Origin of the sequence: Cryobacterium sp. TmT2-59, assembly GCF_004403545.1 — a bacterium.
Classification (GTDB): domain Bacteria; phylum Actinomycetota; class Actinomycetes; order Actinomycetales; family Microbacteriaceae; genus Cryobacterium; species Cryobacterium shii.
Window position 1 is genome coordinate 69,363 of sequence record NZ_SOGM01000018.1, and the last position, 14,498, is coordinate 83,860.

Annotated in this window: 15 protein-coding genes and 1 pseudogene; 10 read left to right on the forward strand and 6 right to left on the reverse strand. The window is 66.4% G+C overall.

Going from position 1 to position 14,498, the window contains the following annotated elements; translation table 11 throughout:
- Nucleotides 1-36: 36 nt before the first annotated feature.
- On the forward strand, nt 37-753 hold the full coding sequence (locus tag E3T24_RS02855) for a hypothetical protein (protein ID WP_134368047.1): 717 nt from the start codon (nt 37-39) through the stop codon (nt 751-753).
- Here the strand turns inward: E3T24_RS02855 and E3T24_RS02860 are convergent.
- The 3 genes and pseudogenes from E3T24_RS02860 to E3T24_RS02870 all read right to left on the reverse strand — a co-directional run bounded on the left by E3T24_RS02860 (nt 730) and on the right by E3T24_RS02870 (nt 3,079).
- Complete coding sequence (locus E3T24_RS02860; protein WP_134402324.1) at nt 730-1,659, reverse strand: DMT family transporter; 930 nt, start codon at nt 1,657-1,659, stop codon at nt 730-732. The two genes, E3T24_RS02855 and E3T24_RS02860, sit on opposite strands and share 24 nt — an antisense overlap.
- Before the next feature lie 69 nt (nt 1,660-1,728).
- Nucleotides 1,729-2,352 (reverse strand): LysE family transporter, encoded by a 624-nt coding sequence (locus E3T24_RS02865; protein ID WP_134368045.1) that lies wholly within the window; start codon nt 2,350-2,352, stop codon nt 1,729-1,731.
- A gap of 31 nt (nt 2,353-2,383) precedes the next feature.
- A pseudogene (locus E3T24_RS02870) lies at nt 2,384-3,079 on the reverse strand (DNA alkylation repair protein).
- A gap of 234 nt (nt 3,080-3,313) precedes the next feature.
- On the opposite strand from E3T24_RS02870, the gene E3T24_RS02875 reads away from it, so the two are divergent.
- The 3 genes from E3T24_RS02875 (at nt 3,314) to E3T24_RS02885 (ending at nt 6,095) form a co-directional block, all read left to right on the forward strand.
- A complete protein-coding gene (locus E3T24_RS02875; protein WP_241975759.1) occupies nt 3,314-3,865 on the forward strand; it encodes a PadR family transcriptional regulator in 552 nt (183 codons plus the stop codon).
- 37 nt (nt 3,866-3,902) lie between these two features.
- Nucleotides 3,903-5,621 carry an AarF/UbiB family protein gene (locus E3T24_RS02880; protein WP_134368043.1) on the forward strand — a complete coding sequence of 573 codons (1,719 nt, stop codon included), beginning with the start codon at nt 3,903-3,905 and terminating at the stop codon, nt 5,619-5,621.
- Nucleotides 5,622-5,711: 90 nt separating this feature from the next.
- On the forward strand, nt 5,712-6,095 hold the full coding sequence (locus E3T24_RS02885) for a hypothetical protein (RefSeq protein ID WP_134368042.1): 384 nt from the start codon (nt 5,712-5,714) through the stop codon (nt 6,093-6,095).
- A gap of 59 nt (nt 6,096-6,154) precedes the next feature.
- Here E3T24_RS02885 and E3T24_RS02890 read toward each other — a convergent pair whose 3' ends face one another.
- Nucleotides 6,155-7,072 carry a cation diffusion facilitator family transporter gene (locus tag E3T24_RS02890; protein WP_241975747.1) on the reverse strand — a complete coding sequence of 306 codons (918 nt, stop codon included), beginning with the start codon at nt 7,070-7,072 and terminating at the stop codon, nt 6,155-6,157.
- A gap of 36 nt (nt 7,073-7,108) precedes the next feature.
- Here E3T24_RS02890 and E3T24_RS17815 point away from each other — a divergent pair, with 36 nt between their 5' ends.
- Nucleotides 7,109-7,267 carry a hypothetical protein gene (locus E3T24_RS17815; RefSeq protein WP_241978597.1) on the forward strand — a complete coding sequence of 53 codons (159 nt, stop codon included), beginning with the start codon at nt 7,109-7,111 and terminating at the stop codon, nt 7,265-7,267.
- On the opposite strand, the gene E3T24_RS02895 is transcribed toward E3T24_RS17815, so the two are convergent.
- Entirely contained in the window at nt 7,237-7,602 is a 366-nt protein-coding gene (locus tag E3T24_RS02895) for a metalloregulator ArsR/SmtB family transcription factor (RefSeq protein WP_166787164.1), read from the reverse strand. The two genes, E3T24_RS17815 and E3T24_RS02895, sit on opposite strands and share 31 nt — an antisense overlap.
- 181 nt (nt 7,603-7,783) lie before the next feature.
- On the opposite strand from E3T24_RS02895, the gene E3T24_RS02900 reads away from it, so the two are divergent.
- Together E3T24_RS02900 and E3T24_RS02910 are read left to right on the forward strand one after the other, a co-directional pair.
- Nucleotides 7,784-9,511 carry a bifunctional diguanylate cyclase/phosphodiesterase gene (locus E3T24_RS02900; RefSeq protein ID WP_134368040.1) on the forward strand — a complete coding sequence of 576 codons (1,728 nt, stop codon included), beginning with the start codon at nt 7,784-7,786 and terminating at the stop codon, nt 9,509-9,511.
- A gap of 350 nt (nt 9,512-9,861) precedes the next feature.
- Nucleotides 9,862-10,671 (forward strand): DUF1206 domain-containing protein, encoded by an 810-nt coding sequence (locus E3T24_RS02910; protein ID WP_134368038.1) that lies wholly within the window; start codon nt 9,862-9,864, stop codon nt 10,669-10,671.
- On the opposite strand, the gene E3T24_RS17825 is transcribed toward E3T24_RS02910, so the two are convergent.
- Complete coding sequence (locus E3T24_RS17825; protein ID WP_241975749.1) at nt 10,668-12,131, reverse strand: phosphatase PAP2 family protein; 1,464 nt, start codon at nt 12,129-12,131, stop codon at nt 10,668-10,670. The genes E3T24_RS02910 and E3T24_RS17825 overlap by 4 nt on opposite strands.
- 274 nt (nt 12,132-12,405) lie before the next feature.
- Here E3T24_RS17825 and E3T24_RS02925 point away from each other — a divergent pair, with 274 nt between their 5' ends.
- From E3T24_RS02925 to E3T24_RS02935, 3 genes are read left to right on the forward strand one after another with little or no spacing between them, the layout of a single operon-like run.
- The gene (locus E3T24_RS02925; protein WP_134368037.1) at nt 12,406-13,167 is read left to right on the forward strand and encodes a histidine phosphatase family protein; all 762 of its coding nucleotides are present in this window, start codon (nt 12,406-12,408) and stop codon (nt 13,165-13,167) included.
- Nucleotides 13,168-13,176: 9 nt separating this feature from the next.
- Nucleotides 13,177-13,731 (forward strand): DUF3090 family protein, encoded by a 555-nt coding sequence (locus E3T24_RS02930; RefSeq protein WP_134368036.1) that lies wholly within the window; start codon nt 13,177-13,179, stop codon nt 13,729-13,731.
- Between the two features lie 2 nt (nt 13,732-13,733).
- Nucleotides 13,734-14,498 carry an SCO1664 family protein gene (locus E3T24_RS02935; RefSeq protein ID WP_134368035.1) on the forward strand — a complete coding sequence of 255 codons (765 nt, stop codon included), beginning with the start codon at nt 13,734-13,736 and terminating at the stop codon, nt 14,496-14,498.

Genomic DNA, 14,498 nt, shown 5'->3' on the forward strand with positions numbered 1-14,498 from the left:
GTGACAGCACGCAGAACATCGTCGAAAGGCTCAAGCATGAGCGAGCAACCGAGCTTCCGAGTCCGACGTCTGGGGAAGCAGCATCGGGCAGCGTTTGTCGCGTTGCTCGTTGAGCACCCGCAGGCCGACATCGATGACGCACCCGAGATCTACTTCGACGACACTGTCGAGCTTCAGGGTGTGTCCGAGGCATTCGCCCTGGTCGCCGAAACCGATGACGGCCGACTTCTCGGCGCCATCGTCACCGAACCCGACAGCTATGTTGACGAAGACCAGCTCGACGAAGACTCCACCGACGAGGACATTGACGATGCGATAGTGCTCGACCACGGCACCGCCGTCGTCGAGCTGCTGATCACCGGTGGATCCGCGGAGGTGTGCCGGGAGCTTCTCAACACTCTCGCGCCGGCCCTCACCACCCGTGGTTTCGCTCAGGTGCATGCCAGCGTCCCGCCGGACCTCGCCGACGTGTTCCGAGGTCAAGGCTGGGTTGTCCTGCCAGAGAACACGGGCATCGCGTGGATGGGCATGGACGACTCGGACGATCAGGTGCGCGACTATGAAGCGATCCCGCGCAGCTCGCTGTCCGCGTTCCTCATGATCGACCCCAACGTGTACATGTCCTGGTCGTACGAAGCACCCGAGGACCCCGAAGATGACGACCTGCGGCAGGAAAGCATCGCCACGGGCATGGAGGAGTTCGCAGCCCGGGTCGCGGCAGAAGCACCCTCAGACGGCCCCTCCGGGAGCTGAGCTCCGGCGGGACAGCTGGAACACCCCGAAGACAGCGACCGCTCCCGCGAGAACGAAGACGACGCCGGCCCACCAGGGGGCGGCGGTGGCTTCACCGAGAACGACGATGCCGATGGTGACTCCGACCATCGGGTCGATCACGGTCAGGCCGGCGACGACCAGCTCCGGCGGTCCGCTCGAGTAGGCGGTCTGCACGAGGTACGTGCCGGCCAACGCCGTGACAATGATCCCGACGAGGGCGACGATCGTGAGTCCGTCTCCCGGCTCGAGTTGGAACCCGTGCAAGACGATGGTTTGGACGCGGGCGATGACGACCTTGGCCAGGGTCGCGACGAAACCGAAGAGAACGCCGCCGGCGAGGATGTAGAACACCGTCGGCGACCGCTTCCGGAGGAAGACGAAGCCAACGGCAAGGATCGCGAGCACGAAGGCCAGGATGATCAGCACGATGACCAGCTGCTCTGTCTGGATGGGCACGGATGTTGTCGTCACGGCGGCCACCCCGACGAACACCGCGATCCCGCCGACGCACAACAAGATCGCTCGGATCGCCCTCCGGGTGAGTCGGGTCCGGGTCAACCGGGCGTTGAGGACGGCGGTGATGACGAGTGCCAGGGCGCCCAGCGGCTGCACGACAGTCAGCGGGGCAAGAAACAGACTGATGAGCTGCAGGACAATCGCGATGCCCAGCATCAGGGTTCCGAGCAACCAGGAGGGGCGGCGGGCCAGGGCCAGCAGCTGCCCGATGCCGAGGCCGGTCTTCGCACTGTAGTGGCTGGCAGCGTCGACTTTGTTCACGCCGCGGTGCTGGAACTCTGCACCGAACGCCAGGAACACGGAGCCGACGAGCGCAACGGGGATGCCAAGCGCCTGAAGCGGCGACAACGTGACGAATCCGCTTTCCATGCTCCTAAACCTACTCGCCGGGCGTCATCACCGACCTCGTTCCTTCGGTCGGTGATGAGTCCCAGGCCCTCAGCGGATGACCGCGAGCAGCACTCCGACGCCCACGAAGAGCACGCCGAAGGTGCGGTTCAGCACGCGCTGACCGTGAGCGTCGCGGGTGAATCGCTGGAACGAACGCGCTGTGCCGGCGAAGAAGAACCACATCACCAGAACGTCGATCGCGACGACGGTGGCGGCGACGATCAGATACTGGGTCGGCATCGGCCGGTCGACCCGGATGAACTGGGGCAGGAACGCCAGGAAGAACACAATCGCCTTGGGGTTCAGAATGTTCACCCACAGTCCGCGCTGGAACATCGACCAGCGGGGCTCGTCGCGGAGGGCACTGGCACGCCCGGCATCGAGTTCCGGTTTGGCCAGGAACTGACGGATGCCGAGGTAGACGAGGTAGGCGGCCCCGGCGTAGCGAATGACGTTGAAGGCGACCGGGGAACTGGCCACGAGCAGGCCGACACCGAGTGCCACGATCACGATGTGGATGAGCAGCGCGGCCTGCTGGCCGAGGATTCCCCAGATCGAGCGGCGGAAGCCGGCGTTCAGGGCGTTGCTCATGGTGTTTATCGCCCCCGCGCCCGGCGTGAAACTGATCAGGGTGCCCGCGCCGACAAGGGCCAACCACAGAGAGAACTGCATCGGACCATCCTAGTTTCGTTCCGTTTGCTCCTCAGCCCTGCCGTTGATCGCGCTGTCGGCTCACCATCTCGGTGATCCAGATGGGTGCGAACGGAGAAGTGCAGTTCGGGGGAGTCGGGTAGTCCTTCAGCACCTCCAGGCGCTGGCCGATATCGATGGCACGAGCTCGATACCCGGCATGCTCGATTCCTATCTGGGCCAGGCAATGGTTCATCGCCCACTGCAGGCGACCCGGGGCATCCTTCATCTCCGTCTCGATGTGGTCGAGCAGCCCCGCAAGGTCGAGGCCCTCGGGCTTCTTCGCCACCCGATCGGTGGTCAGGGCCCAGCCGGCACTCGCGACCGTCGGGTCCGGATCGGCGAATCAGGTCACGCGCAGTTCCTCGGCGTGCGGGTTCTTCTTCACCACATAGTTCACGAGCCAGTCCTGCACCTTGGGAGTGCTCGACTGCCGCGACATTACGGTCAACTCATCCCGCCCGAACGCCGCCGGACGGCAAATCAGGATCGCCAACAGTCGGGCTGCCGTGTCCGAGGTCTCCCACAGTTGGCAGGCAAGCTCCTGTTGGGTCCTCAGCCGTTTGGCTAGCGCGCGCAGCTTGCTGCGGTTCACCCCGTGGTCGTCGCCGTGCCTGGCGCTCACCTCGCGAGACCGCGGGTCCTCCAACGCTGCCAGCTCGGCCAGTACCTCGGCCACCGTCGTCCCGGCTGTCGTCGTCTGGGCCAACTCAGTCTCCCGTCCATCGCATGTGTGATTCAGCCTATGACGCGGATGCGGCCTGCGGCAGGCTGGTCAAAAAATGACCCCCCAGTGTGTCGGGTGAATGAGGGCACAGGAGCTTCCCAGACGATCGAATGAATATGGGAACATTGTTTCGTCATCTGTCTGGGCGATATATCGTTAGGTATCGTCGAGCCGGATGGCGTCGGCGCTGAGGAGGACATCATGAGCGGTTCATTTATGGGCGACGGGTTCAAGGGGCGCCGCGGCGGCAGCGGCGAGGGCTGGCCGACCGGCGTGTGGGAAGCGATGGAGCAACTTCGCGGACAGTTCGACCGCAAGGTCGGGCCCAGGATGGGGCGCGGCGACGTGCGTGCGGCGGTGCTGGCGCTGCTCGCCGAGCAGCCGATGCACGGCTACCAGATCATCCACGAGATCGATGAACGCAGCAACGGGGCCTGGAAGCCGAGCCCCGGCTCGGTGTATCCCACGCTTCAGCTGCTGGCCGACGAGGGGCTCATCGGCGCGGAGGAGTCCAACGGTCGCAAGACGTACTCGCTCACGGACGAGGGGCGAGGGGTAGCGGATGCCGCGGCCGATCAGCCGGCGCCCTGGGAAACCCAGGGTGCTCGGGATAGCGGTCGGGCGGGCGCACTGCCCAAGGCCGGCATCGACCTCGCTCAGGCCGCCGCCCAGGTCGGGCGCTCCGGCAACCCGGAGCACGTGAAGCAGGCCGTCGCCGTTCTGGAAGAAGCGCGTCGTAAGCTCTACCTGATCCTCGCCCAGGACTGACCGAGTGCCCACAGCACGTCGGCATCAAGGAGATTAGATGACCGACGTCGGGAACATGCGCGCCCGCACCCGCCGGATCCTGATTTTCGCCGCCCGCTATCTGGTGCAGACCTGGTGGTACGAATTGTTCCTCCCACGGGTCGGACTCGCGCGGGTAGCCGCCCGCAACAGGTCGGCCCGCCTTCAGCGCATTGCGCAGCGCTTCCACGTGCTCGCCGTCGACCTGGGCGGCCTCATGATCAAGGTCGGCCAGTTCATGTCGTCCCGCCTCGACGTGCTCCCGCCGGAGATCACCAAAGAGCTGGAGGGCCTGCAGGACGAGGTTCCGCCGGTGCCGTTCCCGGCGATCCGGGCCCTCGCCGAAGCCGAGCTGGGTGTGACGCTCGAGCGGGCGTTCTCCTTCATCGATCCGACCCCGCTGGCCGCGGCATCTCTCGGCCAGGTGCACCGCGCCCGGCTGTCGCAATTGGATGCGGCCGACACAGGCCTGCTCGACGTCGTCGTCAAGATTCAGCGGCCCGGCATCGGCACGATCGTCGATGTCGACCTCAGTGCTCTCCGCCGGGTCGCCCGCTGGCTCAGCCACATCCGTCTCGTCTCCGACCGCGTCGACATGCCGGCCCTGGTCGAGGAGTTCGCGTTCACGAGCCTCGAGGAGATCGACTATCTGCACGAGGCCGCGAGCGCCGAGCGGTTTGCTCAGGACTTCGCGGAGGATGCCCGGGTCAGCGTTCCCGACCTGGTGTGGGAGCGCACCACCCGGCGCGTGCTGACCCTGCAGGATGTGACCGCCATCAAAATCAACGATGTCGACGGGTTGAGGGCGGCCGGCATCGACCCGTCCGAAGTCGCCACCGACTTCGCGGCCGTCATGTTTGACCAGCTCTTCGTGCACGGCTACTTCCACGCCGACCCGCACCCCGGCAACATCTTCGTCACGCCGCTGGTCGGCGCAGGTGTCGGGGGAGCGGGGGCAGCGGACGGCCGCCGGGCGTGGAAGTTCACCTTCATCGACTTCGGGATGATGGGGGATGTGCCCGATGCCCTGCGTCAGGGTCTGCGCAAGCTGCTGATCGCCGCCGCGTCACGCGACGGCAAGGGGATGGTGGACGGCATCCGTGGGGTGGGTGTACTCCTGCCCTCCGCCGACACCGCCGAACTCGAACGGGCGATGACGAAGCTGTTCGCCCGGTTCGGCGGGATGGGTTTCGCCGAGCTGCAGGACGTCGACCCGCGCGAGTTTCGCGCCTTCGCCCTCGAGTTCGGTGATGTGGTGCGCTCGCTGCCGTTTCAGCTTCCGGAGAACTTTCTCCTCATCGTGCGGGCGATGTCGCTGACCTCGGGAATGTGCAGTTCGCTCGACCCCGCCTTCAATATCTGGAACTCGGTCGAGCCGTATTCAGCCCAGCTGATCCGGGCCGAGGGCGGAAACCTGGTGCAGGGGGTCGCGAAGCAGGCGATGTCGGTTGCGGGCACCATTGCTCGGTTGCCCCAGCGGCTCGACACCCTCGCGACGCGGTTCGAGGAGGGCACCGTCTCGGTGCAGACCCCTCGGATCGAGCGTCGCCTGGGCAGTCTCGAGCGAACCGGACGGCAGATCATCTCGGCTGTCCTCTTCGCCGCCCTGCTGATCGGCGGCGTCCTGCTCCGTGCCGACGATGTCGTGTTCGGAACGGTGCTGATGGCCGTTTCCTTGCTCCCGCTGCTGCACGCCCTCTTCGCAGGGATGCTGGCGCGGCGCGGCCCTCTGCCCTAGGAATCTTCGCCCGCCACGGATGCCACGCTGCGCTACGATCCAGGCACAGTGGCCGGGTCCCGCCCGGGCCGCGCGGGCATGGAGCACGCGATGTCTCGTCACTATCGGAATATCAGCGTTGTTCAGGCGTCGCAGGGAGCGACCGCGAAGACGGAGTTCCAGCAGAGGCTCGCGGCCTACGCATCCTGCGACTCGGTCCAGGAAATCCGCGTGTATGCCGGCAGGAGGGCGGGCTCAGGCACAGTGGTCGCCCAATTGCCCAACGTCGTCGATTCCCCGCAGTCCTTCTCCGTCTCGCAACTGAGCGACACCGAGCCTCGGGCCGACAAGGTTTGGGTCGGGGGCAGCAAGGGTGGCATCGACGTGATCTACACGCAGGACGTGTCCGGCGACAGCGCCCCGACCCTGGACGCCGCGGCCGCCGCCGCCGAGGGCGCTGCGGTCGTCAACGCGGTCCTCGCGAAGATCCCGTAGCCCACGGGTGCTGCCAGGCGCTCCCGAGGACGTCAGTGAGCGGAAATCGACCGGATGGCCTACCGTCCCAACGTCGGCGGCTCCGGGGCGACGGTTTGGATCGTAAAGTGATCGAGATTCGGCAATGCCCGCTGAACCTGACGCTCGGCGTCGGCGGCCACCAGTTCTGCCACGGACAGTGAAGTGTCGGCGACGACGATTCGTGCCTCACCGCGAAGTCGGTGCCCGACCCATCTCAACCGGACGGTGGAAACGTCCAGGACCCCCGGGCTGTGGGCCAGCGCCGACCGCGCCCGGTCCACGAGCTCCGGTTCGATCCCGTCCATGAGGCGCCGACCGATGCTCCGCACCGTTCCCCACAGCAAAACGATGATCGCCGCGGAGATCAGGAGACCGACGAGCGGGTCGGCCAACGGGAATCCCAGCATGACGCCGACCGCGCCGGCGACCACTGCAAGCGAAGTGAAGCCGTCCATCCGTGCGTGAACGCCGTCAGCGACGAGGGCCGCCGATCCGATTTTCTGGCCGACCCGGATTCGATAGATAGCCACCAGCTCGTTGCCGGCGAAACCGATCAGGCCGGCGGCGATCACCCAGCCCAGGTTGTGCAGCGGCTGAGGGTTGAAGAACCGGTCAATCGACTGCCAGGCCGCCACGACGGCAGACAGGGCGACGACACCGACGATGAAGAGCCCGGCGAGGTCCTCGGCCCGCCCATAACCGTAGGTGTACCGGCGGGTCGCGATGCGCCGGCCGAGGATGAACGCGATCCACAGGGGAATCGCGGTCAGGGCGTCGGAGAAATTGTGGATGGTATCGGCGAGCAGGGCCACCGAGCCGCTGACGAGTACGACCGCGAACTGCAGGATGGTGGTTGCGAGGAGGATCAGCAGGCTGATTTTGACCGCACGGATGCCCTGGGTGCTGGCCTCCAACGCGTCATCGATCGAGTCGGCGGCATCGTGGCTGTGCGGCACGAACAGGCCATAGAAGAACCCCTTGACCCCGGTCGGGTGCGCGTGGGAATGGCCGTCGCCATGATCGTGATCGTGATCGCGTCCATGATCGTGCTCGTGCTCGTGATCGTGCGTGTGGGCGTGGCCGGGAAGACCGTCTGCGGGGGAGTGCACGTGTGGGGCGCTCATGCGCTGGCCTCATTCCGGGTGTGGTGATGGCGCGGAGTGCCGCCGAGGGAGTGCTCCGCCTGAAAGATCGCATCCGACACGAGTTGACTCGCATGCTCGTTTTCCAGGCGGTAGAACACCCGGGTCCCTTCATGGCGCGTGGTCACCATGCGAGCCAGACGCAGCTTGGCCAGGTGTTGGGAGACGGCCGCCGGTGACTTGTCGACTGCCTCCGCCAGCTGATTCACGGATAGCTCCCCGTCTCGCAGGGCAAGAATGATCCGCACCCTGCTCGCATCGGCCAGCATGCCGAACACTTCAACGGCCAGCTCGACGAACTGGCTGTCGGGTGTGCGGCCACACACGTGAGAATCTGCATCCATACGCAGATTATTGCACAGACGGTTTGCCGAACTCCTTGTGGCGGCGCGGCCTGGGGTCCCGGAGACGTTCAGACTTCCGGTTCTGCTGTCGGCTGTGACGAGAGATGACAGGCGGCTGAACAGCCGGCAAACTTCGGCGGGTTGAGTTGGGCCGGAGGTCGCGATCGGATACTGATGAAGGATGAGCACCATTCTTGACGCCGTTCTCGACCCTGCGGGCCGGGTCGACCGGGTCGTGTGTTTGGCGGACCTGGCCACCAGCGTCGAACAGGTGTCCGCCACAACGCCGATGACGGAGATCGACCGGGTATTTCGAGCGGACCAGCAGCTTCGTTCGCTCGTTGTGCAGGAAGGCGGAGCATACTTCCTGTTGACACGTGAACAGGTGGAGTTCACCCTGACCGGACGGCTGGGGTACGGTCGCGGCCTGCATGCCCGCTCGACGGCCATCCAGATGGTGTCTGAGAATTCCTTCGCGCTTCCCGGTCGGATGATCCTGGCGAACGCGGCCCAGCGCATCCTGGAGCTGCCCGAGGGCAACCGGTACCGGGACGTGCTCGTCCTGACCGACGACGGTCCACGAGTCGTGTCGGTGTCACAGATTTTCGAACGGCTATCCGCGGATTTTCGCTACGCGTCGCTGCACGATTCCCTGACCGGTCTGCCCAACCGTCGGCACTTGGAAGAGAGTGGTGCCGCGGCGATCGGGGGTACCGGGGATATGGCCCGCGTTGCGGTTCTCTATATCGACCTCGACGGTTTCAAGGCCATCAACGACACATTCGGTCACCAGGCCGGGGATGAGATCCTGATCGGTTTCGCTGAACGGCTGCGCCACATTGTCCGCCCCACCGATGTCCTGGCCCGCCAGGGCGGCGACGAATTCGCGGTGTTGTTGATCGACGTGGATGAAGGAGAGCTCCTCGCCATCGCGGATCTGGTCGTGCTCGGCGCGTCGGTCCCGTTCGTCTGCGACGGCCATCTTCTGCACGTGACCGCGTCCGTCGGCGTCGCGATGGCCGGCGATGTCGCAGCGGAACGAGAGCTGACCCAGCTTGACGCGCTGCTCCGCCACGCGGACGGGGCCATGCTCAAGGCCAAGCAGTCCGGCAAACGCCAGGTTGCCCGTCTTGACGGGCACGGTGAGGCCGCGCCGATCGTGCGGAATGCCCTCATCCGAAGGCGACTGCCGGAGGCGTTCGAGACCCGCGCGTTCAGTTTGCGCTACCAGCCGCAGATGGATCTGGCCAGTGGCGACTGCTCGGCGGTGGAGGCGCTGCTGCGCTGGACCGACCCGGTTCTGGGCGCGGTGTCGCCCGCGGAATTCATTCCGATCATGGAACTGTCCGGCGACATCCACCGGATCGGAGAAAGGGTCATCAACGAGGTGTGCGCCCAGGCCAGGCGCTGGCTGGATTCGGGAACCCCGCGCCGTATCGCCGTCAACGTGTCTCCGCTCCAACTCGCGGCCCGAACCATCGTCCCTGAACTGGTCGAGGCACTCCACAGGCACGGCGTTCCCGCGTACCTCATCCAGGTCGAAATCACAGAGGGCGCGGCGATCACCGACCTGCCGCGGGCGGTCGGTCAACTCCAACAGCTCCGGGATGCGGGGATCAGCATTGCCCTGGACGACTATGGCACCGGCTTCTCCTCCCTGTCCCTGCTGCGCAGCCTGCCCCTGACCACGGTCAAGATCGACAAGACCTTTATCGACAACATCGATTCGGCGCCCTCCGACGCCCTGCTCGTGGGCGGGATCATCGACACCGCCCACGCCCTCGGCCTCAAGGTCACTGCGGAAGGTGTCGAACGGGAAAGCCAACGCCGGCTCCTGCGGGATCTGGGTTGTGACACGGTGCAGGGCTACCTCATTTCCCGGCCTGTCGCCCCGAAGGATCTTTCGTAACCGCGGCTGGAACAATCGGGCCGGCCACCCGCGGCGCAGCGGATTGACGATCGGGCCGTTCGGCAGGACTATGGCCTCGTGAGCACTGATGAGGAACTGAGGGCCATCGCGAAGGTGGTCGATCGACTGGCCGAGAGATTCCCTCACATTCCACGGTCGAGCATCGAGCGAGCGGTCCTCGAAGAGCACAAAGCCCTGGATGGGCGGCCGGTCAGAGAGTATGTTCCTGTGCTGGTTGAACGTGGTGCCAAGGGGCGCCTGCGTGGTCACGGCGCGGCAACGACGTCATAGAATCAAGCGCCCACGACCTGCTCCGGGGGAGTGACGGAGGTCTGTCCTAAGCTGAGCCCATGATCAGTGATTCAGCGGCCAAAGTCGCCCGTACGGCCAAGCGCAGCGACAGTCTGCAGATCCTGGCCCGGCTGGGCTTCGCCGTGAACGGTTTGTTGCACCTTCTCATCGCCGGGCTCGCCATCGCCATTGCGGTCGGCGGAGGTGGCACCGCCGATCAGTCCGGTGCGTTCGGGCAGCTGGCGGCGAGCCCGGGCGGGGTCTTTGTGCTGTGGGCCGTCGTGGTCGGCCTGTTCGCCCTCGGGTTGTGGCTGCTCCTGGGCGCGTTCCTGATTCAGGGAGCCGATCCCAAGCGCAAATGGTCGCACCGAGTGGTCGAAACGAGTAAGGCGACGGTTTACCTCGTTCTCGCGGGGACGGCTGCCACGTTCGCGCTCGGAGGAACGACGAATTCGGCCGGCAGCACCCGTGACACCAGTGCCCGTCTCATGTCGGCCCCGGGCGGTGTGTTCGTGCTGCTGGCTGTGGCTCTGGTCGTGCTCGCCATCGGCGGCTACTTCGTGCGCAAGGGTGCGCTCAAGAAATTCACCGCGGACATCTCGGTGCCGAGCGGCCCCGCCGGATCGGCCATCATCGCTCTGGGGATGGTGGGCTACATCGCCAAGGGCATCGCGCTGGGTGTGATGGCGGTTCTGATCGGTGTCGCCGCGCTCACGCTGGACCCGAGCAAGTCGACCGGCCTCGACGGGGCGCTGAAAAGCCTGGCCGCGCTGCCGTCCGGCGAGATCATCCTGACGGCGATCGCCATCGGGCTCATCGCCTACGGGGCGTACTGTTTCGGTCGGGCGTGGCGCGCCCGGCTCTACTAGACGCCCCTCGTCTCCTCTTTCGTCTCCTCTTTCGTCTCCTCTTTCGTGCCCTCGAGACCTCGCGTCTCCTCGGGAACGCGCGCGGTGCGCCAGGTGTCGAAGGCGATCACGCCGCCGACAATGATCAGGGACAGCGAAACGGATGCCAGCGCATCCGTGGCCCAGTGGTAACCCAGATAGACGCGGCTGACGGCCGCGGCAACGATGCAGACCACGGCGAAGCCGAACCCGGCGACCGTTCCACGGATGCTCGCGCGACGTGAGAAGACGAGGTAGGCCGTGAGCAGCACGAAGTCTGTCGCGCCGAGGACGTGCCCGGACGGGAAGGAGAACGAGGGATCGGGGCCGAAGAGCATGAGTTCCGTCGGCGGACGGTGGCGGTTGACCGAATGCCCGATGATCTGGCCCAGCACGACGCCGACCAGCATGGCCGCAGCCAGGATCACGGGTCGCCGCGCGTGCTTGCCGATGACACCCCAGGCGAGCGTCAGGACGAGCAGGGTGATCGGTAGCGCGATGGGCCCGAAGAGAATGGCCAGACCGATCATGACCGACGTCAGAGCGGGCGAGCGCCACGTGGCCAGCCACGCCTGCACTGGTTCGTCGATGACGGTCAAGCCGTTTTTGTTCAGCACGGACAGGAGGATGACCGTGAAGAACACGGCACCGAGGCCGGCCAGTACGATCGAGGTCAGGTAGAGCCGGCGGCGGGAGGCGGCTTCGAGCATCCGTGGTTCGACCATGAGCTTGTCGTGAAGGACCGACCAGGAGAACCGTCCGGGTGGCCGGCTTCTGGCGAGCTCGTGCTCACCGTCGAGTTTCGCGGCCAGTGGCGCCCAGATGACGACGGCGACGCCGATTCCGAGCAGCAGCGCACCGATGGTGTCGGTGAGCCAGTGCGCACCCAGGTAGGTGCGGCTCATCATCATGACGATCGTGTATACCGAACCGGCCACCCAGACCCAGACCCGCGGAAAGAGGATGCCCAGAACCACGGCCATGGTCGCGGCGTTGGCGACGTGCCCGGAGGGGAACGATCCGAAATCGAGGTTCGTCATCAGGTTCTCCGGGCGGGCCCGACCGAAGAGATTCTTGAGCAGCTGCACGACTCCACCGGTCACCACCGTTGCGGCGAGAAAGTAACCGGCGGCCCAGGGGCGTTTCGCCAGCAGCAGGGCGACGGCGATCACAACGGGCAGGATGATGATCGCGACCAGTCCGCCGCCCAGGGTGTCCATCGCCAGGGCGAGGGTTTGCCAGATGGGCGCCCGATTCTCGATCAGCTCTTTCATCCACTCGGTGTCGATGGAGAGGGGCAGGCCCTGGTCGCGCACCACGATGAGAGCGCCGAGGATGAAGGCCAGTCCGAGGGCCATCAGCCCGCTCACCAGCGGCCACCAGTGCGTGACGCGCTTGGCGCGCGGCTTCGCTGCAACTTCTGGGTTCATCTGCGCGTCCATCAGGCAATGCTAGAGGGTCCGGCGCGATCGAAAGACGAGCGGTGCAGGGCGATCCGTGCCCTAACCAATTCGACGGAGATTTTGCCCAAAACGGGCTGCAACAGGCCTGAACGGGCGTTTTTCCGCAAAATCTCCGTCGAATTGGTTCCGTCGAATTGGTTCGACGCGCTTGGGACAGGAACTGTCGCAGACGGGTGGAGGCCGGGCCCCGGGCGTCGGACTGGCCCAGTGGCTGAGAGGGAGTCTGCCCTGAACCAATGCCTAGGCTGTACCCATGGCCACAGTCATCCTCGTGCGGCACGGACGCACCACCGCGAATGCCGACGGAATGTTAGCCGGACGCGCCCCCGGCGTCAGGCTCGACCAGATCGGGCAGGAACAGGCAGCCCTCACGGGCCAGCGCCTGGCGGCGGTGAACCTGGTCGGCGTGGTCTCCAGCCCCCTCGAGCGCTGCCGGCAGACCTCGCAACTGATCCTCGACCACCAGGCCGGCTCGCTGGTGGGGCCCATCACGTCGGCAACGCCGGGCTCGGAGGGCTCGCCTCGCTCGCCGGGCACCCTGGTGGAGGAGGAGGGCATCACCGAGTGCGACTACGGAGAATGGCAGGGCCGGGCCCTCGGCGATCTCGCCAAGGAGGCGCTGTGGTCGGTGGTGCAGACCCAGCCGTCCGCCGCCGTGTTCCCCGGCGGCGAGTCGCTGGCCGCCATGCAGGCCAGGTCGGTCGCCACGATCCGCCGTCACGACGCGGCGTTCGAGGCTCAGCACGGCCCGGGTGCGGTGTGGGTGGCGGTGAGCCACGGCGACATCATCAAGTCCGTTCTGGCCGACGCTCTCGGCATGCATCTTGACCTGTTCCAGCGCATCAACGTCGGTCCGGCATCCGTGTCGATCGTTCGATACGGCGTCAATCGCCCGAGTGTGCACGCCATCAACACCGACGCCGGCGACCTCTCCTGGCTCGGCGCAGCCACCCCCTCGGCCGACGCGCAGGTCGGTGGCGGAGCCGGTCAGGCGCCGCACACATCCGGCCCCTAAAATACCCACATGCCAACTATCGTCCATGAGTTCGCCTGGCCGGATCGGGTCGTCGTCGGCACCGTCGGCCTCCCCGGGTCACGCAGGTTCTACCTGCAGGCGCGCACCGGGGCTCACCTGATCAGCATCGGCCTGGACAAGCAACACGCGGCTGTGCTCGCGGATGCCGTCGATGAGATGCTCGACGAGTTGCGGGCCCGCGAGGGCAATCCGTTCGGCATCCCGACCGACACTCCGATCGAGCTCGTCGACAACGAGCCGCTGGAGCAGCCCCTCACGGAAGAATTCACAACCGGCGCGATGAGCCTGGTCTGGGACCCCTCCACCGTGCAGATCGTGATCGAGGCGCACCAGGCCCCGGGTGAGATCGAGAGCTTCGCCGAAATCCTGACCGGCCCCAAGGAGCCGCAGGGATTGCTGTTGGTACGGATGCCTGTCGGCACCGCCCGGGCATTCGCGAAGCGCACGCACGAGGTGGTCGGGGCCGGTCGACCCCTCTGCCCGCTCTGCGGCAGCCCCATCGACCCGGACGGGCACGTCTGCAGCTTCCCCGACGGCCCCTGACGATGGCCGCCGACTTCGCCGACGGCGAGCTCGAACTCACCGGCCGCATCACGACGGCCTCGAACGCGACCTTTCTCGGCAGCATCGGCGGCGTGGTAGTGGTCTACAAGCCGATCGCCGGAGAGCATCCCCTGTGGGATTTCCCGGACGGCAACCTGGCCGGCCGGGAGGTCGCGGCCTACCGGGTCTCGCAGGCCTTCGACTGGAACGTCGTGCCCCGCACCTGGCTGCGGGGCGGCCCGATGGGCCCCGGGATGGTGCAGCTGTGGCAGGAGCCGGATCCCGAACAGGATGCCGTCGATCTGGTCCCGTGGGAAGCCGCCCCGGCCCCGGGCTGGCGCCGGGTCTTCGACGGCCGGGACGAGCACAATCGGGCGGTGACGCTGATCCATGAAGACTCGGCCGCGCTGCGACGGATGGCCGTGTTCGACATCGTCGTGAACAACGCCGATCGCAAGGGAGACCACATCCTCGCCATGCCGGGCGGGCACCGGCACGGCGTCGACCACGGACTCACGTTCCACGCCGACCACAAGCTGCGCACCGTGCTCTGGGGCTGGCTGGGCGAAGAGCTCAGCGCCGACGAACTCGCCGGCATCGACCGGGTCACGTCCCGGCTGACCGGCGAGCTCGGCGACACCCTCGCCGAGCTGCTCAGCGACGTCGAGATCGCCGCCCTGGCCGCGCGCTGCGATCGGCTCCGCACTGAGGGCCGGTTCCCGGCACCGCGGGGCGACATGCCCGCGGTGCCCTGGCCACTGTTCTGA

What these genes read in the sequence shown, in the direction of transcription:
- E3T24_RS02855 (WP_134368047.1), top strand. Translation starts at nt 37, where the DNA reads ATGAGCGAGCAACCGAGCTTCCGAGTCCGACGTCTGGGGAAGCAGCAT.
- E3T24_RS02860 (WP_134402324.1), bottom strand. Translation starts at nt 1,659, where the DNA reads ATGGAAAGCGGATTCGTCACGTTGTCGCCGCTTCAGGCGCTTGGCATC.
- E3T24_RS02865 (WP_134368045.1), bottom strand. Translation starts at nt 2,352, where the DNA reads ATGCAGTTCTCTCTGTGGTTGGCCCTTGTCGGCGCGGGCACCCTGATC.
- E3T24_RS02875 (WP_241975759.1), top strand. Translation starts at nt 3,314, where the DNA reads ATGGGCGACGGGTTCAAGGGGCGCCGCGGCGGCAGCGGCGAGGGCTGG.
- E3T24_RS02880 (WP_134368043.1), top strand. Translation starts at nt 3,903, where the DNA reads ATGACCGACGTCGGGAACATGCGCGCCCGCACCCGCCGGATCCTGATT.
- E3T24_RS02885 (WP_134368042.1), top strand. Translation starts at nt 5,712, where the DNA reads ATGTCTCGTCACTATCGGAATATCAGCGTTGTTCAGGCGTCGCAGGGA.
- E3T24_RS02895 (WP_166787164.1), bottom strand. Translation starts at nt 7,602, where the DNA reads ATGGATGCAGATTCTCACGTGTGTGGCCGCACACCCGACAGCCAGTTC.
- E3T24_RS02900 (WP_134368040.1), top strand. Translation starts at nt 7,784, where the DNA reads ATGAGCACCATTCTTGACGCCGTTCTCGACCCTGCGGGCCGGGTCGAC.
- E3T24_RS02910 (WP_134368038.1), top strand. Translation starts at nt 9,862, where the DNA reads ATGATCAGTGATTCAGCGGCCAAAGTCGCCCGTACGGCCAAGCGCAGC.
- E3T24_RS17825 (WP_241975749.1), bottom strand. Translation starts at nt 12,131, where the DNA reads ATGGACGCGCAGATGAACCCAGAAGTTGCAGCGAAGCCGCGCGCCAAG.
- E3T24_RS02925 (WP_134368037.1), top strand. Translation starts at nt 12,406, where the DNA reads ATGGCCACAGTCATCCTCGTGCGGCACGGACGCACCACCGCGAATGCC.
- E3T24_RS02930 (WP_134368036.1), top strand. Translation starts at nt 13,177, where the DNA reads ATGCCAACTATCGTCCATGAGTTCGCCTGGCCGGATCGGGTCGTCGTC.
- E3T24_RS02935 (WP_134368035.1), top strand. Translation starts at nt 13,734, where the DNA reads ATGGCCGCCGACTTCGCCGACGGCGAGCTCGAACTCACCGGCCGCATC.